The sequence below is a fragment of the Pseudonocardia sp. UM4_GMWB1 genome (assembly GCF_017312155.1).
GTDB lineage: Bacteria > Actinomycetota > Actinomycetes > Mycobacteriales > Pseudonocardiaceae > Pseudonocardia > Pseudonocardia alni.
This window is the reverse complement of record NZ_QJPN01000002.1, coordinates 274,467-292,232: the sequence shown is the minus strand read 5'-3', so window position 1 is coordinate 292,232 and position 17,766 is coordinate 274,467. Positions and strand designations below refer to the sequence as shown.

Sequence of the window (17,766 nt, the reverse complement as noted above, 5' to 3'; positions counted from 1 at the left end):
AGCTGCACTAAGCCTAGTCGCCCTCATCGTCGCACTCTACGCTCTGTATAAGTCGAACCTAGATCTAACCCGCGAACGCACCAACCTTCACGAGTTAGAAAATCTTGCGTCAGATCGGGAGTCGCCTACACCCAAAAGCTGACCCACTTGAAACTGCCGCACTAATAGTGCTACTTCCAGATACGGATTTCCCGTTGGCTAGAGCGGGCCTCACGCACGACGGAACCGAAAAGGGACAACGCGCATTCGATGTGGGGTTTCAGCAGTACATGACCGAGACAGATGATTCAAACCAGGACGAAAAAGCCGAGTGGCGATACCTCGGTCGCCGGGTTTGGGGGTCCGCAGATTCACGTTCAATCCTGCGACGAGAGTTTGATGACGCCGTCTCCCGCAGAGTAAAGAACCCCAACAGGTAGCACGCCCTCATCCCCACACAGCCTGATCTCCACCGGTCCACGGGACTACCTCATACCGTTGAGCACCGGCGATAGTCGTAGGGACGTACCCAGTGCCAGCGGTGACCCCGAGCGTGCGCATAGCACCTGCCTGGGTCGCGATCAGGCCGCCGGCCGCGACGTCCCATAGGTGCAGGGTCTCGGTGTGCGCATCCAGGCGCACCACGACCCGGCACCGGCCCAATCGGCCGCGGTGAGCGGCTACCTGATGAGGCGTCCGCGCCGCGGATGCAGGGGCGCGCGCATCACCGGTGTGCGTGAAACGCTGAAACCGGATTCCTCGTACATTCGACGACCGTCATCGGTGGCGAGCAACTCCGCGCGGCCCGCATCAACGGTGTGACTCCAAGCGAGCACGGCGTCGAAGGCTGCGCGGCCGTGACCCCGACCCCGAGCCCCAGGATCAGTGCATACGTTGCTGATCAGCACATCGCCCTCGGTCGAGTGCGGTGATGGGGGCGCTTCTCGGAGTGTGCCCAAGGCGGTCGCGACGACCGCGCCATCCACCTCGACGACCACGATGCAGAAGCGTGGGTCCTCCAGCCGCCGCGTGAACCACTCCGTCGCCGCGGCCTGCCAATCGGCGGAGCCATGCTGCGGGACCCCCATCGCCCGGAACATCTCGACACGAAGCCGTACAACGGCCTCAACGTCGTGTGCCCTCGCCCTACGGACACGCCGGGTCGTCACGACCTCGAGCGTAACGATCACCGGGCGACCATCTCCTGTGTCGGCACCGGCTGACCCGGGTTCGCCGTCGGCGCCCCCCGCTACGGTCTGAGGTGTGTCCCAGACCGAGCCGGAGATCACCGAGGGCCTGGTCCGCGAGCTGCTGCAGGACCAGCACCCAGACCTGGCAGGGCTGCCCCTCAGCGAGGTCGAGGGCGGCTGGGGTAACCAGATGTGGCGCCTCGGGGACGAACTCGCGGTGCGGATCCAACGCATGGACACCACCCCGGAGCCACAGCTCAAAGAGAGGCGTTGGCTACCCCAGCTCGCGCCACGACTGCCGTTACCGATCCCCGTCCCGGTCCGCGCCGGCACACCGTGCGAGCGCTTCGGGAAGCTGTGGACCGTCATGACCTGGGTGCCCGGTTGCCCGCTGGACCACGGGGTGATCGCCCGGCCCGAGCACGCCGCCGACACCCTCGCCGCGTTCCTCCAGGCCCTGCACGTCCCAGCACCGGGCGACGCACCCGGTGATGACATGGGAATCGGAGCCCACCCTCGCGAGAGCACCGGAGGCTTCGAGCACTTCCTGGGCTCGATCGACACAGCCGCGTTCGATGTCGATACCGCCGGAGCTCGCGCGGTCTGGCAGGACGCCGTCGCCACCCCCGGGTGGGCCGGGCCGCGGATGTGGGTGCACGGCGACCTGCACCCCGCGAACGTCGTCATCGCGGACGGGACGCTGACCGGGGTGGTCGATTTCGGGGCCCTGTTCGCCGGCGACCCCGCGGTGGATCTCGCGGCCGCCTGGGTGGTGCTCCCAGCGGGCATGGCCGAGCACTTCTTCTCCGCCTACGCAGAGGTCGACGAGGCGACGATGCGGCGTGCTCGGGGGCTGGCTCTGCTCAAGAGCCTGTTCCTGATGCTGATGGGCCAGAACGGCGACCGGGGCCTACCCGGCGGCAAACCGGCCTGGGGACCGGCCGGCCGGAAGGCACTGGAACCGGTCCTGAACCATGAGTGACCCGGCGAATCGATCGACGACCGATCGTGCGAGTCCGGCGCCTGCCGCATCACCGCCCCGGGACGCCGCCGGTGCCGGCTACGGCCGGGAGTGGGCGTTGTTCTGCGACTACGCCGCCGCGACCGGGCAACCAGCTCTGCCGACCACGGTGCCCACACTGGTCGGGTTCTTCGCCGCGCTGCCGGCCCGCCCGGCCACCCAGGCTCGGCGGGTGCGCGCGATCGCCGCCGTTCACCGCCAGACCGGGTATCTACTCCCTCGCCCCGAGACCGGGCCCGCCGCGCTTCCGCGGCCGCGGGCTGCTCGCGCGGGCGTCCCTGATCCGGGCGAGATGATCGCTGCCTGCGCGACCCGCGCTGGCCCCACGGGCTCCACGGCCGCCGCGACGCCTTCCTCGTCGTCGCCACCGTGGTCCTGGACCTGCCGCAGGCACGGGTGCGGGAGCTGGTCCCCGCCGCGGTCATCGTCGACGACGAGGGCGTGCGGGTCGGGGCACAGCCGGTGCCTGTCGACGTCGACCCGCGGCGCTGCCCGACGTGTGCCGTCGTGCGCTGGCTGGAGCTCCTCGGCGTCCTCGACGGGCTGGGCCGCGGATCGGCCCGCATGGACCTCACCCGCGCCCACGCCCCGACCGCCACCGGCCCGCACCGTCACCAGTGCCGGGCCCCCCAGCGGTGGTGCGCCGCCGCCACACTCCTGCCGGCCATCGACCGCTACGGCTGGCACGACGACTACCGCCCCATCACCGCGCGCACCATCCGTACCCGGCTCGCACTCACCGCCGCCCGCGCATCACAGCCCGGCGAGCACGACTCGCCGCCGGACGTCCCCACCGTGCGCACCCGGGCGGCCGCGGGCGAGAAACACCCAGTCTGGACCAGGTCCTCACCCTCCTCGACAGCATCGCCGACGACGCCGACGCGCTCAACGACCGGATCATCGCGCTGCTCGAGGGAAACCCGTGAGATCCCTACGCCCTCGCCGGCCACTCTTCGCACACCCCCAGTACAGGAAGGCAGCCATGACCAGAACCGCACCCAGTACGGTCACCGCTCGCCCCACCCCGCGCCTCATGATCACCATGGCCGGGCCCCAGGCGGTGTGGACCGCGGTCGAGGACCCCACCGCGCACCGAGGGCGACGGTCGTGACCGGCCCGCAGGCGGGTGATCCTCGGATCGAGGAGCTGCTCGAAGCGGTGACCGCACTGCGCGCCACACTGCGCGCTCACGACGAACGCCACTCCTACACCGAGCGCAGACTCGGCGAGCTCGATCAATACAGCCGGGAGCAGGCCGCGGTCTTGGCAGAGCTCGCACCCCAGATCGACGAACTCGCGGCCGCGACTGCCCCAGGCCCGCCCGACCGCGACGGGGCCGGGCCAGTGGTGTGGGCGCGACTGTCCGCCCAGGAGGCTGCAGCCGCGTGGGACGAGCTGGCCCGCTGGATGGACACCATCGCCATCCCTACTCTCGCCCCGACCTGCCGCCAGATCCCGCCTTGCTGGCCCATGCACCCACGGGTCCACAGCGCCATCTCCAGGGCGTCGAGCGGGAGCTCGGTGGGCATCCGCGCGGCGCAGCGCCACCCGACGATCCGCCGGGAGTACACGTCGGAGACGAACGCGGTGAACACCGTCCCCGACCATGTCGGCACGTAGGTCAGGTCCACGACCCAGAGCTGGTTGGGCCGCGCCGCGGTGAAGTCCCTGTCGACCAGGTCCGGGGCCCGCCCGGCGTGCTGGTCGGGCCGGGTGGTGATCGTGGGCTGACCGCGGCGCACGCCGCGCAGCCCGAGCTCGCGCATCAGTCGTTCCACGGTGCAGCGCGCGACCGGCTCGCCGCCTTGGCCGGTGACGCCGTCGCGGCGCAACTGGTGCCACATCTTGCGGGCCCCGTAGAGCCCGCGGCCCTTGTCCCGGTCGAAGAAGGTGGCCTCGATCGTCTCGGCCAGCGCCGCGTCGTGCAGCGCCCGCCGCGACGGACCCCGCTTCTTGTGCGCGTAGTAGCCGCTCGGGGCGACCGCGATGCCCTGCGCGCGCAGGGCAGCACAGATCGGCTCGACCCCGAAGCGGCGCTTGTGCTGATCGATGTAGGCCACGATCAGCGGATATGGCGGTCGAGCTCCGCCGCCGCGAAAAACGCCGACGCGGTCTTGAGGATCTCGTTCGCCCGCCGCAGCTCGGCGTTCTCCCGCCGCAGCCGCTTGAGCTCCTCGGACTCTGCAGTGGTCACACCCGCGGCCAGACCGTCGTCGATGTCGGCCTGTTTGCACCAGCCGCGCAACGTGTCGGGGAGGATCCCCAACTGCGGGCCGATCCGCTTGCACGCCGCGTTGACCGAGAGCCCCGGCTCTTGCCGGCGTGCTTCACGGACCATGCGCTGGGCGCGCTCGCGCATCTCGTCGCTGAACTTCCTCGGTGCCGGCACGATCTCCACCTTCCCGTGGGATCAGAGCCTCCACCACATCCGGGGCGCTTCACACCGCATGCGGCGCGCCACCGCACATGCACCGCCGGTGTCTGAGCTGCTGGCGCATGGTTACTCCGCAGTTCATTGATTACTTACGTGTATCTCTGCGCAGTCACTCCGGCGCCGGGCCTAAGACCGTGTTTGAGAAGGGTCGGGCGTGTCTGCGCCGCGCGGGCCGCGCTTCTGGTCCATCTGGGACGGGTGGCTCGGCGTCAGCGGCGTATCCTCGGACACCAGCGATGAGCAGTGGGCGTTGATCGAACCGCTGTTGCCCGAGGCCGGGGCGGGTGGGCGTCCGGGAGAAGCACCCGCGCCGGGACGTGGTCGACGCGATCCTCTACGTCGTGCGGGCGGGGTGCGCTTGGCGGGCTCTACCAGCGGACTTCCCGCCCTGGCAGACCGTCTACTGGTATTTCAACCGGTGGGAACAGCAGAAGGTCACCGAGAAGATCCTCCCGGTCGTGCGCCGTCAGCTACGTGCCGACGAGGGGCGGGACCCGGAACCGAGCGCGGGGATCATCGACTCGCAGTCGGTGAAGGGTGCCGACACCGTCGGGCAGGACTCGCGCGGCTTCGACGCAGGGAAGAAGATCAACGGCCGGAAGCGGTTCATCGTGACCGACACCCTGGGCCTGCTGTTGACCACGGTGGTGCTCGGCGTCGGTGCAGGACCGCGACGGGGCGAAGTCGATCCTGCTCGACCTGTACCTGCGCACCAGGGTGCGGTTCGTCTACGCCGACGCCGGGTTCGCCGGACGCCTGCTGGAGTGGGCGAACACGATCCTGCGCACCAGCGTCGAGGTCGTGCGCAAACCGGCCTGAGCAGCGCGGGTTCGCCGTCCTCCCGCGCCGCTGGGTGGTCGAGCGGACACTGGCCTGGCTGACCGCACACCGCCGTCTGGCCCGCGACTACGAACGCCACCCCGCCGTCTCCGAGGCCATGATCCGCTGGGCCGCGATCAACACCATCACCCGCCGCATCGCCCGCGGCAAGCCGGCCGCCCGCCAACAGAAATACGTCTTCACACCCGCGACTTGATCTTCTCAAACACGCTCTAAGGAACGGTTCGAGGTGCGGCACCGTGCTCGCCTGTCGGTGACGGTCAGGACGGCTGCGAAGGCGGTCTGGACGACGAGGTAGCCGAGGACGAAGGGCAGCATGACCAGCGCGGGGTGTGTCGTTGCCGGGTCCGGCAGTGGGGTGAGCGAGGCGATGGCGACGACCAGCCCGCAGTTGAGCAGCGACAGGCGGGCGTAACCGGTGCCGTCGCCGTCGGCCTGGCGTCGAGCCAGCTCGAAGACCACCACGAGCCGGAACAGCACACCGACCATGAGCGCGGCGATGATCGGTGCGCCGACGGTGTAGCCGGGTCCCAGGACCCGCAGGACCGGCCAGCCCAGGGCCGCGCCCAGGGCGAGGAGCGGGACGAACAGCACCAGCATGCGGCGTCGTGTCCGGCGGGCGAGCTTCGACGGCGCGGTGAGGCTCGCGCGCGGTCTGCACGGCGAGGGAGTTGGTGAAGAACACCGCGGCGGTGTCGATGACGACGGTGGCCTGCCAGGCGATGAAGAACACCGCGCCGATGGCGTTACCCATCCGGAAGTTCGCCAGCAGCGGGATCTGGTTGTAGAGCAGCACTGCCCCGAGCTGGGCCACCGCGGTCGGGGCGAGGAACCCGGCCATCGTGGCCCGGCTGGGCAGGACACCGGGCCCGCCCGCGGCGGCGAATCTGCGGACCAGGAACCACAGCACGATCGTGCCGACCCCGATCCACACCACGACCGGGATCACCCAGGACAGCACCATGCCCTGCGAGGCCAGGCCTGCCCCGAGCACGGCGAGCAGGCCGATCGGGCCACGGCGAAGGTCCCGCTTCGCCAGACCGCCAGCCAGGGCCGGCCCGCGGCGACCATGACGAAGTCGTGCACGACGAACACGCCCCACCCGGCACAGCCCAGCACCAGCAGCAACAGGCCGAACCCGAAGGAACCCTCGCCGGCGGCGACCAACGCCACCCGCGGGACGAGCAGCCCGTAGACCAGCCCGGCCAGCCCGGACAACGGCATGATCAGCAGCAGGCTGCCGAACACCAGCCGCACGGACTTGCGGCCTGCCCCGGGCAGCCACCTCATGATGCCGATACCGAGATTGAGCTGAGCCGCGCCGCCGATCAGCTGCATGGCCGAGACGAACTCCGTCGCCCGCCCGACCTCCTCCTGGGGCATCACCCACGCCGCGATCAGAAACCCCAGAAGGCCGGCGACGGAGTTGAAGACCGAGGTGAGCGTCAGGGCCAGCGAGTCCCCCAGCTCACGGCGCCCCCTACTGGTCGAGGAGACGGAGGTGGAAGGAGGGCATCGCCGCGACGCTACGGCAGCCCCACGCGAGCCCCTCGGGATCCGCCTGCGCCTGGAGATCTGGTCTCGCGGCGGTGTCGAGACCGTCGTCGACAGCGCAGCTGGCTCGATGGCGGCGGGGCCTGCCGCGGAGATGATGAGGCCCCCGCCGCAGGGGTGCTGTGGCGGGGGCCTCGGTTGCGCGCCGTGTCGTTGTGCGTGACTACCCCGGCTTTCGGCGCGCAGCTCGGGGGATGGAGGTCAGTTCGTCCAGGTGATCGGGTCGGAGAAGCTGAACGAGGGCGCGTACTTGACCGCGTTGACGTCGGTGGTCTGCTGGTCGCCGCAGATCATCCCCGAGGTGGTGCCGCCCGGGGCGAGCTGACCGGAGTTCAGCGCCTTCGCCCCGGCGTTGAACGGGATCGACGCGGACGCCTCGACCCCGGCCGGGGTGGTGAACTTCCAGTCGAACGGGGTTGAACGACGCCGGGCTGGACCCGTTGTTCTTGTAGGTGACCGTCGAGCACGCCTGCGTCATGCCGAACTCGGTGACCTGCTCGGGTGCGGACGCCGAGATGGCCAGGTCTCCGGAGGTGGCCTCCTGCCCGAACTTCACCGACTGGTCCCCGCTCGCGGCGGCACCGGCGGCGGCAGGGGCGGCGTTCGCGTCTCCTGAGGCGGCGGCCGGGGCCTGCTCGTCGCCGCCACCGCCGGTGGCGATCGCGATGACGACGATCGCGACGAGGATCCCGAGGGTCACCTTGAGCCCGGTGCGCTTCTTCTTCGGCGCGGGCGGCGGGATCTGCGGGGCCTGGTTGTACTGCGGGTACTGGCCCTGCGGGGGCGGGTAGCCCTGCGGCGGGTACTGGCCGCCCTGCTGGGGCGGGTACTGACCGTAGTAGGGCTGCTGCTGAGGGTGGCCCTGGTAGGGGCTCTGCGGCGTAGTCACGTACCGCTTATCGGCCGCGTCACCCCCTCATTAGCGCTCGGACCTGCGGATCATCAAGGTTGTTGAACTACTCTTTACCCAGACAACCCGCGGGTAGAGGCTGATGGCGGCCGCGTCCCACTGGCTGACGGTTATGTTCGCCTCCTACCGGCGTCGGCCAGGATCCCCGAACTAGACGTTGGCAACGAACATGTCGCCCCGCAAGATCGGGACGAGTGAGCTGGAGTCCAGTTCACTCGCGGTTTGGACGTCGTCCTCGTATCCGCTGTCGATCAGTTCCCGCCCGCTGGCGCATTCACGGAGCAGCTGAGTGATCTGAGCCGAGGCGGTCTCAAACGACGTTGCTGCGACAAAAGCCTCCGGCGAAAGGTCAGTCCAGCCGAAGCTGTGCAATGCAGAGATCAGTGCGCCTGCTCCCCATAGATCTTCCACGGCAGGGCGGAGGCTCCGGTCTGGCCACTTCTCGCCGGCCGGGATGATTGCGACGCGAATGTCTGGGGCGGCGGCGCGGCGGGCCTGGATCCAACTTGCCACGGCGGCGCGGTTGCGCAGGCTGCAACCGAGCACGTCTGCCTGCGACCTAGCGAGCTCGAAGCTGATCGAAGACCCGTTAGGAGACGGAAGTACGAGACGCTCTAACGATTGAGCGTTCCGGATGCTGGCCGGCGACAAGCTGACCTGACCTGCTCGGGCTTCCGATCTGCCAACGGCGAGAGTCGCAGCACGGGCAGCAGCGAAAGTGGCGGCCGCATCCTTTCGCCAGGGCAGCGGATAGACGACGACGCCTCGATCGGCGGCCACGGTCAACGTCGTGGTGAAGCTCAGGACGTCGACGACTACGGCGATATCGCAGTCCGGAACCACAGCAGCGGCTCCGGCGAGGCCCCACTCCATGCGGAGCGAATACGCGCTCTGCCCATGAGCAGTCGACCCTGATATCACGCGGTGAACAGTACTTCGATCAGCGATGCAGCGGATGATCACAGTCACCCGAAGACTAGTCCATGACGCGCGGCTCCTCGTCGCACCGGCGAAGACTGTCTTCTCCGTGCAGATAAGTTCCGGGAGGGCAACGGGCGCACCCAACGGGCGTTCCTGGCCCAGCTCGTCCACCCCGCGGGATACGAGCTGCGCTGGACCGGGATGGACCCGGCCGAGAACACCGAGCGTCCGCGCTCTCGTTGGCCGATGACAGCTCCGCCCTGCACCGGGTCAGACTCCCTCGTGACCAGTAGCCGGGACCAGATCTGGAGTAGGGGAGCCCCTGAGCGCGATTGGGCGGGCTCCCGGATCGCTGTCGTCATGCCTTCTCGCCGGTCGTACTGCTACGAGCCCGTGAATCCGTTGCTCTACCTGAGTCACCCGACTCCGCAACCCTGCGCTCGACACCACGAACGTTTCCGGTGGGACTAGATCTGCGCTGTGCTGCACTGTGGACGACTATGGGTAACTACGACCTGCACGCGGTGCTCGACTGCGCCGTGTCAGCTGCGCGGACCGCCGGGCGGGAGATCGCCCGCGCGGCGCAGGCGGACGGCGGGCCGGTACTGCAGATGAAGGACGGCGTCGAGCCAGTCACGGACTCCGACCTGCGCTCGGACCGGATCATCCGGGGCGTACTCGGCAGCTGCATCCCAAGCGTCCCAGTGCTGAGCGAGGAGTCCGGTGACCTGCCCGTCGTCGGCGAGGGACCGTTGTGGATCGTCGACCCGATCGACGGGACGGCGAACTTCGCACGCGGGCACCGCTACGTCGCCGTCTCGATCGCCTTTGCCATCGACGGCGTCGTCCAGGCTGGCGTGGTACACGCTCCCCTGCTGGACGAGACGTTCACCGCGATCCTCGGGCGGGGAGCCGCTCTGGACGGAGCCCCGATCGGGGTGACCGACCGGGGCTCGCTCGCCGACGCGATCGTCAGCACCGGGTTCCCGCACGTCCGCCCCGACATCGACGCGCTCGTCGAACGCATCCGCCGGCTGATCACGCACTGCCAGGACATCCGCCGGGCGTCCTCGCCCGCTCTCGACCTCGCCTGGCTTGCCGCCGGACGCCTGGATGCGCACACCGAGACCCTGCACCCATGGGACGTCGCGGCCGGCGGCCTGATCGCGACCGAGGCCGGCGCTGTGCGCACACTCCTGCCGGGACCTGCCCGGACGCTGCCGCCGGACCTGGACGGCGCCGAGGTGCTCTTTGCGGTGCCGGGCATCAGTGACCTGCTCGAGCACCTGCTGAGCGAGTAGCTGGACCAGCCGCGGAGGGGCATCGTGAGTGATCGGGACGTAAGGGCCGCAGGAACGTAGGCATCGTGTGAGCCGGTTGCTGCCGAACCGGACACCGCGGTAGTTTCTGGAACCGACCTACCTGATCCGCAGGGGAGTCAGAGCGTGTTTGAGAAGATCAAGTCGCGGGTGTGAAGACGTATTTCTGTTGGCGGGCGGCCGGCTTGCCGCGGGCGATGCGGCGGGTGATGGTGTTGATCGCGGCCCAGCGGATCATGGCCTCGGAGACGGCGGGGTGGCGTTCGTAGTCGCGGGCCAGACGGCGGTGTGCGGTCAGCCAGGCCAGTGTCCGCTCGACCACCCAGCGGCGCGGGAGGACGGCGAACCCGCGCTGCTCAGGCGGTTTGCGCACGACCTCGACGCTGGTGCGCAGGATCGTGTTCGCCCACTCCAGCAGGCGTCCGGCGAACCCGGCGTCGGCGTAGACGAACCGCACCCTGGTGCGCAGGTACAGGTCGAGCAGGATCGACTTCGCCCCGTCGCGGTCCTGCACCGACGCCGAGCACACCACCGTGGTCAACAGCAGGCCCAGGGTGTCGGTCACGATGAACCGCTTCCGGCCGTTGATCTTCTTCCCTGCGTCGAAGCCGCGCGAGTCCTGCCCGACGGTGTCGGCACCCTTCACCGACTGCGAGTCGATGATCCCCGCGCTCGGTTCCGGGTCCCGCCCCTCGTCGGCACGTAGCTGACGGCGCACGACCGGGAGGATCTTCTCGGTGACCTTCTGCTGTTCCCACCGGTTGAAATACCAGTAGACGGTCTGCCAGGGCGGGAAGTCCGCTGGTAGAGCCCGCCAAGCGCACCCCGCCCGCACGACGTAGAGGATCGCGTCGACCACGTCCCGGCGCGGGTGCTTCTCCGGACGCCCACCCGCCCCGGCCTCGGGCAACAGCGGTTCGATCAACGCCCACTGCTCATCGCTGGTGTCCGAGGGATACCGCCGCTGACGCCGAGCCACCCGTCCACGATGGACCAGAGCGCGGCCCGCGCGGCGCAGACACGCCGACCCTTCTCAAACACGGTCTCAGCGCGCTGCCGCGCGTCTCCAGCCAGGAGGTCGCACTCATGAACGCCGACCAGCCCGACCTGTGGCGATCCCAGGGCAGCCCCGCGCCGATTGTGCTGTGGGACATGCTTGACGGTCCGATGCCGCGAGGGCTACTCGGTGTCGGTGACCCGAACGTTCACCTCGTCGACGACCGGTGGACCCTGTTCGTCGGCGGCTTCACCACCATGTTCCGCAACCGCCTGTTCCGCGCGCACCTGGTCGACGAGGCGACCGGCCCCGGCGGTCCATGGCGGGTCGCCTGCGACCCTCGGGGCCGGGCCCGACCGCTGGCCGCCGACCCGCCGAAGGGCAGTTGGGACGCTGCCGGCATGCACACCCCGAGCTACGTCCCGCCGGCTGCGGGCAACGGCGCTCGGATCTATTACTCGGGCCGGGCGAACGCCAAGCTTTACGGGCCCGGGAGCAGGTACGCGATCGGCGTGCTGGAGCACGTCGACGGCCAGTGGCGGCGGCGCGGAGCGCCGGTGCTGGAGGGCAGCGGCCCGCGATGGAGCGTGCTCGAACCGCGCGTCGTTCATTCCGGGGGTCGCTACCGGATGTGGTATCAGGCCAACCCGCACGAGATCGGTCCCGGCGAGCACCCCGACTACGAGCTGCACTGCGTCGAGAGCGAGGACGGCCTGACCGGTTGGACACCGCCGCGTGTGTTCGCCGGGCCGGACGAGGGCTTCTTCGACATCGCGATCGCGCCGCGCGGCGACAGGTGGATGATGCTGCTTGCACGCGGATCCGACCTGCACAACACGGGCGGCTTCCCGCCGCAGGGCCTCTGGTGGAGCACAGCGGCACACCCCAGCGCCGACCGCGCGGACTGGTCGCAACCGCGGCGGTTCCTCGACACCGACGCGCCGGGTACTCCAATCTGGATGGCCCGCGGAACCTACGGACCGGGGCTCGCGTTCGATCCTGCCAACCCCGCTCGCGTCACGGTGCTGCTGACGGGCGTCCGGGACGCCCCGCGATGGCCCCGCCTGATGCTCGGGCGGGTCTCCCGGCTGCGTGGCCCGCCGGTGCCCGCACCGTTCTACCTGTCGGTGGCTTCTCTGATGCTTGATCTGCCGACCTGCTGATCGATGCGCTTACACGGCCGGAGTCCAGATCGGCGTAGGGCTCAGTGCGCTGTGCTTTGCACTAGCCCTCAACGAGTCCGCGGCGCGTACTCGAATGTGTACGCGTTCGGGTACGCTGGGCGGTGTGTGGGTGCCTGAGGTGTTGTCGTTTCGTGAGTTCCGTACGGCGTTGGCGGCGACGTTGAAGCGGGTGCAGGAGCCCGAGGCCGAGCCGGTGTTCGTCGGTGCTCATCGCAAGCCCGAGGCGGTGGTGATGTCGGTGGCGCGCTACGAACAGCTCATTGGGGCCGCGCAGCGCCGCGCCGATGTCGACGAGGCCCTCGCCTCGGTCCGGGCCGAGGGCCTGGAGCCGAGCGCGGAGGGTCTGGCGCTGCTCGACGGTGTCGCAACAGGCTCGTTGAGTACCGGCGAGGCTCGTGAGCGTGTCCTGGCCCGCTACCGCCGTTGACCGGCCCGGACCCCTACCTCGACCTCGCCACCGGCGTTCTGCGGAACCGGCTGGGGATCACCGATCCGGGAGAGCTCGCCCAGGCCGAGGCCGAGCTCACCGCGCTACGCCTGATCGAGCTGCGCCAGGCGCCGCTGCCCGGACGCTACGACCTGGACCACCTGCAGGACTTCCACCACCACATCTTCAGCGACCTCTACGACTGGGCCGGTCAGCTGCGCACCGTGTCCATCGGCAAGGGACAGCTGTTCTGCCTCCCTCAGCACCTCGAGACCTTCGCCGCCGACATCTTCGACCGCCTCCACTCCGAGCAGGTCCTGCGCGGGCGTGACCTCGACGGCTTCGTCACCGGCCTGGCCGAACTGCTGGCCGACATCAACGCCCTGCACCCGTTCCGGGAGGGCAACGGGCGCACCCAGCGGGCGTTCCTGGCCCAGCTCGCCCACGACGCCGGCTACGAGCTGCGCTGGACCGCGATGGACCCCGCCGAGAACAACCGCGCGTCTGCGCTCTCGCTGGCCGGTGACAGCTCCGCCCTGCACACCATGCTCGTCCGCCTCATCAGGCCACTCCGTCAGCTACCCCGGTCGCGGCCGGCCTCCAGCGACAGCTGAGCAGCGCCTCCGCCTGGACGTCGGCCCGATTCTCGAGGGGCGTGCCGCTTGTGCCGGGTCGGCAACGCGTTCCTGTCGGTTTGTCCGCCGAGCCTGGCTTGGCGGGCCTAAAGAATTGTCGGCCCCCTGTCGCACACTGAGCCCTATCCCCGGTGCTGTGCGAGAGGACCGTGATGTCAGACCCCGTCATCGTGGCAGGAACCGCCCTGTCCCGTGAGCTTCAATCAGCGTTCCGGAACGCATGCGACGCCCGCCGGAGCGAGTGGGTCGAGCGGGAGAACGAGGCACTGACCGCCCTGCGGATCCTGGCCACCTACCTCGCCTACCACCCGGGAAGCGCCACCGCCCGGGCCATCACGACAACGCTGGCCCGCACTATCACTGGTCCGGGGGAATGCATGTCTCCCGCAGAGCATCCACTACCCTCGGCACCGAGCATCAATACAGCAGAGGGTGACGCAGTGGCGCGAATCAAAACGGTACAGCTGATCGACGACCTTGACGGCGCGGCAGCTGATGAGACCATCGCTTTCGCCCTCGACGGAAAGCAATTCGAGATCGACCTCAATGCGGCCAACGCCGCGACGCTCCGGAACAAGCTCGCCCCGTTCGTTTCCGCCGCGCGAACCGCAGGAGGCAGCCGGCGCGCACGCCGTCGCGAGGCTGCCGCGGGGGCGGGCTCGACCGAGGCTCGGCGCCACAACCAGGCGGTGCGCGTGTGGGCGCGGGAGAACGGATACTCCGTCTCCGAGCGGGGGCGTATTCCTGCCGAGGTCGTCGAGGCCTACTGCGACCACGACTCGAACACCTCGCCGTCCGCCCCGGAGAAGGCCGCGCCGACGACGCGGCCACAGGCCGCCCAGTTCAGCGGATAGCCCCGCGCGCCGCCCTACATCGACGGCGGGTCATCAACCAGGTCCTAGTACTGCAACGGCGTTTCGGCGTGTCGTGAGAGGCTGATCCGGGTTCGGCGGTGATGATCGCCGGGTGGTGGATCTTGCTGGATGGGTAGCGGCGTTGGACCAGGTCATCGCGTCGATCGGGCCGCGGTTCTTCCGTCGTGAGCCCCGCGCGCGGGCCGGGGCGTATGTGCGCGGCCTGCTGGCCGGGTTGGAGCGCAAGAACGGGTGGACTCTGGCCGAGCATGCGGGGGCGGTCTCGCCGGACGGGACGCAGCGGATGCTGCGCACCGCTGACTGGGACGTCGACGGGGTCCGCGACGACGTGCGCGACTACGTCCTCGACGCCCTCGGCGACCCCGCAAGTGAGGTGTTCGTGGTCGACGAGACCGGGTTCATCAAGAAGGGCCTGCGTTCGGCGGGAGTGCAACGCCAGTACACCGGTACCAGCGGCAAGGTCGACAACTGTCAGCTCGGGGTGTTCCTGGCCTATGCCAGCTCGAAGGGGCGGGCGCTGATCGACCGCGAGCTCTACCTGCCGACCTCGTGGACCGAGGACCGGGACCGCTGCGCCAGAGCCGACGTGCCCGATGAGGTCGGGTTCGCCACGAAACCCCAGCTCGGGCTGGCGATGCTCGACCGCGCCCACGCCTGCGGGGCCCTCACACCCCGCTCGTGGGTGACCGCCGACGAGATCTACGGACAGAATCCGACCTTCCGCACCTGGCTGGCCGACCGGGAGATTCCGTTCGTGCTGGCCACTCGCAACGACGACGTCCTGACCAGCCCGGACGGGCATCGCCGCCAGGCCAAGGTCCTCGCCACGATCGCCGGCGCCCGCGACCCCGACACCGGCCGCAGCGGGTGGGAACGGCGCCAGGTCGGCGCGGGCGCGCACGGAGAGCGGATCTATGACTGGACCACCGTCGCCCTCGACCCGGCCGGCCTACCCCACGGCTGGGGACACTGGCTGCTCGTGCGCCGCCAGACCGAACCCGGGCAGGGCAAGACCACCCGGGAGCTGGCGTTCTACGGTTACGTCCGCGGAGGTGGTGTACGGGTTCGTCGCTGGTGAGCGGCGTGGCGTCGTGACGTGAGACGGCCACCGCGTGATCTTTCTCGAGTACCGACCAAGGAACTCCAGGAAGGACCACCACGATGGCCGCACCACACAGTGTGGACCCTGCCCAGCTTGTCGAGGAGTTCGCCTCGGCGGGTGTGTCGCCGGATCTGTTGCAGACGATGATCGCGACGACGGCGAACGCGTTGATGTCGTCGCAGGCCGATCAGCAGTGCGGGGCCGGCTATGGCGAGCGCAGCAGCGAGCGGACGAACCAGCGCAACGGCTACCGGGCCCGGGAGTGGGACACCCGAGCGGGCACGATCGAGTTGGCGGTGCCGAAGCTGCGCCAGGGCTCCTATTTCCCGGACTGGCTGCTGACCCACCGCCGCCGCGCCGAGCAGGCCCTGGTCACCGTCGTGGCCACGGCCTACCTACTCGGTGTCTCCACCCGGCGGGTGGAGAAGCTGGCCGAACAACTCGGGGTGAAGTCGCTGTCGCGTTCGCAGGTCAGCGAGATGGCCACCCACCTCGACGGGCAGGTCGCCGCGTTCCGCGAGCGCCCGCTCGACCAGGGCCCGTACACGTTCGTGTGGGTCGACGCGCTCACGGTGAAGGTCCGCGAAGACGGCCGGGTGGTCAACGTGCACGCGCTGCTCGCGACCGGGGTGAACGCCGACGGGCACCGCGAGATCCTCGGCCTGGATGTGGCCTCCAGCGAGGACGGAGCGGGCTGGTTGGCGTTCCTGCGCGGTCTGGTCGCCCGCGGCCTGTCCGGGGTCCAGCTCGTCATCTCCGACGCCCATCCCGGCTTGGTGGCGGCGATCGCCTCGGCGTTGCCGGGTGCGGCGTGGCAGCGGTGTCGCACCCACTACCTGCGTAACCTGCTCTCCCGTGTTCCGAAGTCGGCGCAGCCGCATGTCGCTACGCAGGTGCGCACGATCTTCGACCAGCCCGACGCCGACGCCGTCACAGCCCAGTACGGACGCGTGGTCGACACTCTCACCGCGCGCTGGCCCGACGCAGCCGAGCACCTCGACAACGCCCGCGATGAGCTGCTGGCGTTCACCGCATATCCGCGCGAGGTCTGGCGCCAGATCTGGTCGAACAACCCTCAAGAGCGACTGAACAAGGAGATCCGCCGTCGCACCGACGTGGTCGGGATCTTCCCCGGCCGCGACTCCCTGATCCGCCTCGTCGGCGCCGTCCTGGCCGAACAGAGTGATGAGTGGACCGAGAACCGCCGCTACATGGGCCTCGATCTACTGGCCCGCTCACGCATCCGCATCGTCACCACCGAAGCCGCACCGACCGGCAGCGAGGCACTCATGACAACCGAGGCAATAACCGCCTAGAATCCCGAACCAAGATCACGCGGAGTCGATCTCATACACCACTCCGCCGGACGTGACCCGTTCTACCGCTGCGCCGCCCCCGCGGCCACGCCGCTGCGCGAGCTGGTCCGCGTCGCCGGCGCACGCTGGGCGATCGAGGAATGCTTCCAGACCTCCAAGAACGAAGCCGGCCTCGACCACTACCAAGTCCGCTCCTACCGAGCCTGGTACGCCCACATCACACTGGCCATGCTCGCCGCCGCCTACTTGTCCGTCACCCGCGCACAGGAGGCCGAAAAGGGGGATCTCCAGCCGAGCGGACCGGCCTGATCCCGCTGAGCGGCAACGAGATACGGCGTCTGCTCGCCACCCTCATCCTCACCCCAGCCGCCTGCCTGGCCAGCACACTCGCCTGGTCCACCTGGCGCCGACGACGCCAGCACCAGGCCCGGACCTGCCACTACCGCCGCCGCGGCCAACGCCCACCAGCCTGACAAAACGCCGTTGCAGTACTAGCCGGGGCGGTCGTTCCCCAGCGCTCTTGGGCAGGCTGGAGGGCCAGGCTGACCGGTTCGCCGATTACGACCTGGGACGCCTCGGGTTGTCGGGCCCACTCCTCCCGCTATGAACAAGGCAGCGTCATGGTCACCAGCAACCTGCCCTTCGGCCGTTGGGGCGAGACCTTCTCCGACGACGTCGTCGCCGCAGCCATGATCGACCGCCTCGTCCACCACGCCGAAGTCCTGACCCTGTCCGGGGACTCCTACCGCACCCGCGCCCGCCGCGAGCTCTGGCCAAACACAACCGCGCAGCAACGACTGACCACCCACCCAGGGGCCAATCCCAATTTGTCGCTACAGGGTCACTCCCAACCCGCCGTTGAACGCGGCGGCACAGATCACCTCCGGCGCGCATCCTGCGACGGCGCGCATACCGTGTTGCTCCGCTGTCCAGTAACGGCCGTAGCCGAGTGCCTCGGCGTGGCGGGCGAGGGCGAGGGATCGCCCGAGAGTGTCGCGGACCGTGGCGCCTTCGACGATGGGTGCAGTGTCGTGAACCGTCAGGACGCCGGGATCTAGGAGT

17 protein-coding genes, 5 pseudogenes and 1 other annotated feature are annotated in these 17,766 nt (G+C 69.4%); of the genes and pseudogenes, 14 read left to right on the top strand and 8 right to left on the bottom strand.

Annotated features, from left to right (window positions below; genetic code table 11):
• Window positions 1-659: 659 nt before the first annotated feature.
• Entirely contained in the window at window positions 660-1,067 is a 408-nt protein-coding gene (locus tag DMP15_RS30485; protein ID WP_253066741.1) for a GNAT family N-acetyltransferase, read from the bottom strand.
• A gap of 175 nt (window positions 1,068-1,242) precedes the next feature.
• Between DMP15_RS30485 and DMP15_RS29155 the strand changes: the two genes are divergently transcribed.
• Window positions 1,243-2,151, top strand: a complete 909-nt coding sequence (locus tag DMP15_RS29155; protein WP_337826852.1) for an aminoglycoside phosphotransferase family protein — start codon at window positions 1,243-1,245, stop codon at window positions 2,149-2,151.
• Between the two features lie 1,021 nt (window positions 2,152-3,172).
• Window positions 3,173-3,301, top strand: a complete 129-nt coding sequence (locus tag DMP15_RS29150; RefSeq protein WP_281010836.1) for a hypothetical protein — start codon at window positions 3,173-3,175, stop codon at window positions 3,299-3,301.
• Between the two features lie 364 nt (window positions 3,302-3,665).
• On the opposite strand, the pseudogene DMP15_RS29145 reads toward DMP15_RS29150, so the two are convergent.
• A pseudogene (locus DMP15_RS29145) lies at window positions 3,666-4,250 on the bottom strand (IS3 family transposase); the annotation flags it as partial.
• Window positions 4,164-4,295 (bottom strand) — a sequence feature (AL1L pseudoknot). Its footprint overlaps the pseudogene before it by 87 nt.
• On the bottom strand, window positions 4,253-4,588 hold the full coding sequence (locus DMP15_RS29140; protein ID WP_337826732.1) for a transposase: 336 nt from the start codon (window positions 4,586-4,588) through the stop codon (window positions 4,253-4,255). It overlaps the preceding feature by 43 nt.
• Before the next feature lie 320 nt (window positions 4,589-4,908).
• On the opposite strand from DMP15_RS29140, the pseudogene DMP15_RS30480 reads away from it, so the two are divergent.
• From DMP15_RS30480 to DMP15_RS30470, 3 genes and pseudogenes are all read left to right on the top strand, one after another.
• Window positions 4,909-5,268: pseudogene (locus tag DMP15_RS30480) on the top strand (transposase); the annotation flags it as partial.
• Window positions 5,269-5,284: 16 nt separating this feature from the next.
• A complete protein-coding gene (locus tag DMP15_RS30475; protein WP_443217717.1) occupies window positions 5,285-5,443 on the top strand; it encodes a hypothetical protein in 159 nt (52 codons plus the stop codon).
• Window positions 5,444-5,477: 34 nt separating this feature from the next.
• On the top strand, window positions 5,478-5,660 hold the full coding sequence (locus DMP15_RS30470) for a hypothetical protein (protein ID WP_443217715.1): 183 nt from the start codon (window positions 5,478-5,480) through the stop codon (window positions 5,658-5,660).
• Window positions 5,661-5,665: 5 nt separating this feature from the next.
• Here the strand turns inward: DMP15_RS30470 and DMP15_RS29130 are convergent, their stop codons facing one another.
• From DMP15_RS29130 to DMP15_RS29115, 4 genes are all read right to left on the bottom strand, one after another.
• On the bottom strand, window positions 5,666-6,064 hold the full coding sequence (locus DMP15_RS29130) for a hypothetical protein (RefSeq protein WP_337826851.1): 399 nt from the start codon (window positions 6,062-6,064) through the stop codon (window positions 5,666-5,668).
• Between the two features lie 345 nt (window positions 6,065-6,409).
• Window positions 6,410-6,847, bottom strand: coding sequence for a hypothetical protein (locus DMP15_RS29125; protein WP_337826850.1), 438 nt, complete (start codon window positions 6,845-6,847; stop codon window positions 6,410-6,412).
• 334 nt (window positions 6,848-7,181) lie between these two features.
• Entirely contained in the window at window positions 7,182-7,907 is a 726-nt protein-coding gene (locus tag DMP15_RS29120) for a hypothetical protein (protein ID WP_337826849.1), read from the bottom strand.
• 171 nt (window positions 7,908-8,078) lie between these two features.
• Window positions 8,079-8,897, bottom strand: coding sequence for a 2-phosphosulfolactate phosphatase (locus DMP15_RS29115; protein WP_337826729.1), 819 nt, complete (start codon window positions 8,895-8,897; stop codon window positions 8,079-8,081).
• Between the two features lie 452 nt (window positions 8,898-9,349).
• Here DMP15_RS29115 and DMP15_RS29110 point away from each other — a divergent pair, with 452 nt between their 5' ends.
• Window positions 9,350-10,150 (top strand): inositol monophosphatase family protein, encoded by an 801-nt coding sequence (locus tag DMP15_RS29110; RefSeq protein ID WP_337826848.1) that lies wholly within the window; start codon window positions 9,350-9,352, stop codon window positions 10,148-10,150.
• A 117-nt stretch (window positions 10,151-10,267) separates the two neighbouring features.
• Here the strand turns inward: DMP15_RS29110 and DMP15_RS29105 are convergent.
• Window positions 10,268-11,186 (bottom strand): annotated as a pseudogene (locus DMP15_RS29105) (IS5 family transposase).
• A gap of 68 nt (window positions 11,187-11,254) precedes the next feature.
• Here DMP15_RS29105 and DMP15_RS29100 point away from each other — a divergent pair.
• The 8 genes and pseudogenes from DMP15_RS29100 to DMP15_RS29065 all read left to right on the top strand — a co-directional run bounded on the left by DMP15_RS29100 (window position 11,255) and on the right by DMP15_RS29065 (window position 17,762).
• The gene (locus DMP15_RS29100; RefSeq protein WP_337826727.1) at window positions 11,255-12,328 is read left to right on the top strand and encodes a hypothetical protein; all 1,074 of its coding nucleotides are present in this window, start codon (window positions 11,255-11,257) and stop codon (window positions 12,326-12,328) included.
• A 130-nt stretch (window positions 12,329-12,458) separates the two neighbouring features.
• Window positions 12,459-12,776 (top strand): type II toxin-antitoxin system Phd/YefM family antitoxin, encoded by a 318-nt coding sequence (locus tag DMP15_RS29095; RefSeq protein WP_337826847.1) that lies wholly within the window; start codon window positions 12,459-12,461, stop codon window positions 12,774-12,776.
• Window positions 12,773-13,390, top strand: coding sequence for a Fic/DOC family protein (locus tag DMP15_RS29090; RefSeq protein WP_337826846.1), 618 nt, complete (start codon window positions 12,773-12,775; stop codon window positions 13,388-13,390). The genes DMP15_RS29095 and DMP15_RS29090 overlap by 4 nt, the downstream gene beginning before the upstream one ends.
• A gap of 173 nt (window positions 13,391-13,563) precedes the next feature.
• The gene (locus DMP15_RS29085; protein ID WP_337826845.1) at window positions 13,564-14,265 is read left to right on the top strand and encodes a histone-like nucleoid-structuring protein Lsr2; all 702 of its coding nucleotides are present in this window, start codon (window positions 13,564-13,566) and stop codon (window positions 14,263-14,265) included.
• Window positions 14,266-14,377: 112 nt separating this feature from the next.
• Window positions 14,378-15,322 (top strand): annotated as a pseudogene (locus DMP15_RS29080) (IS701 family transposase); the annotation flags it as partial.
• A gap of 125 nt (window positions 15,323-15,447) precedes the next feature.
• Entirely contained in the window at window positions 15,448-16,704 is a 1,257-nt protein-coding gene (locus tag DMP15_RS29075) for an IS256 family transposase (protein WP_337826758.1), read from the top strand.
• Window positions 16,705-16,764: 60 nt separating this feature from the next.
• Window positions 16,765-17,013 (top strand): annotated as a pseudogene (locus DMP15_RS29070) (IS701 family transposase); the annotation flags it as partial.
• Window positions 17,014-17,324: 311 nt separating this feature from the next.
• Window positions 17,325-17,762 (top strand): ATP-binding protein, encoded by a 438-nt coding sequence (locus tag DMP15_RS29065; RefSeq protein WP_435827817.1) that lies wholly within the window; start codon window positions 17,325-17,327, stop codon window positions 17,760-17,762.
• Window positions 17,763-17,766: the final 4 nt, after the last annotated feature.

Excerpts from the sequence above, each read along its gene's own strand:
- DMP15_RS30485 (WP_253066741.1), bottom strand. The coding sequence starts at position 1,067 with ATGGGGGTCCCGCAGCATGGCTCCGCCGATTGGCAGGCCGCGGCGACG.
- DMP15_RS29150 (WP_281010836.1), top strand. The coding sequence starts at position 3,173 with ATGACCAGAACCGCACCCAGTACGGTCACCGCTCGCCCCACCCCGCGC.
- DMP15_RS29130 (WP_337826851.1), bottom strand. The coding sequence starts at position 6,064 with ATGCTGGTGCTGTTCGTCCCGCTCCTCGCCCTGGGCGCGGCCCTGGGC.
- DMP15_RS29125 (WP_337826850.1), bottom strand. The coding sequence starts at position 6,847 with ATGCCCCAGGAGGAGGTCGGGCGGGCGACGGAGTTCGTCTCGGCCATG.
- DMP15_RS29110 (WP_337826848.1), top strand. The coding sequence starts at position 9,350 with ATGGGTAACTACGACCTGCACGCGGTGCTCGACTGCGCCGTGTCAGCT.
- DMP15_RS29100 (WP_337826727.1), top strand. The coding sequence starts at position 11,255 with ATGAACGCCGACCAGCCCGACCTGTGGCGATCCCAGGGCAGCCCCGCG.
- DMP15_RS29085 (WP_337826845.1), top strand. The coding sequence starts at position 13,564 with ATGTCAGACCCCGTCATCGTGGCAGGAACCGCCCTGTCCCGTGAGCTT.
- DMP15_RS29075 (WP_337826758.1), top strand. The coding sequence starts at position 15,448 with ATGGCCGCACCACACAGTGTGGACCCTGCCCAGCTTGTCGAGGAGTTC.
- DMP15_RS29065 (WP_435827817.1), top strand. The coding sequence starts at position 17,325 with ATGGTCACCAGCAACCTGCCCTTCGGCCGTTGGGGCGAGACCTTCTCC.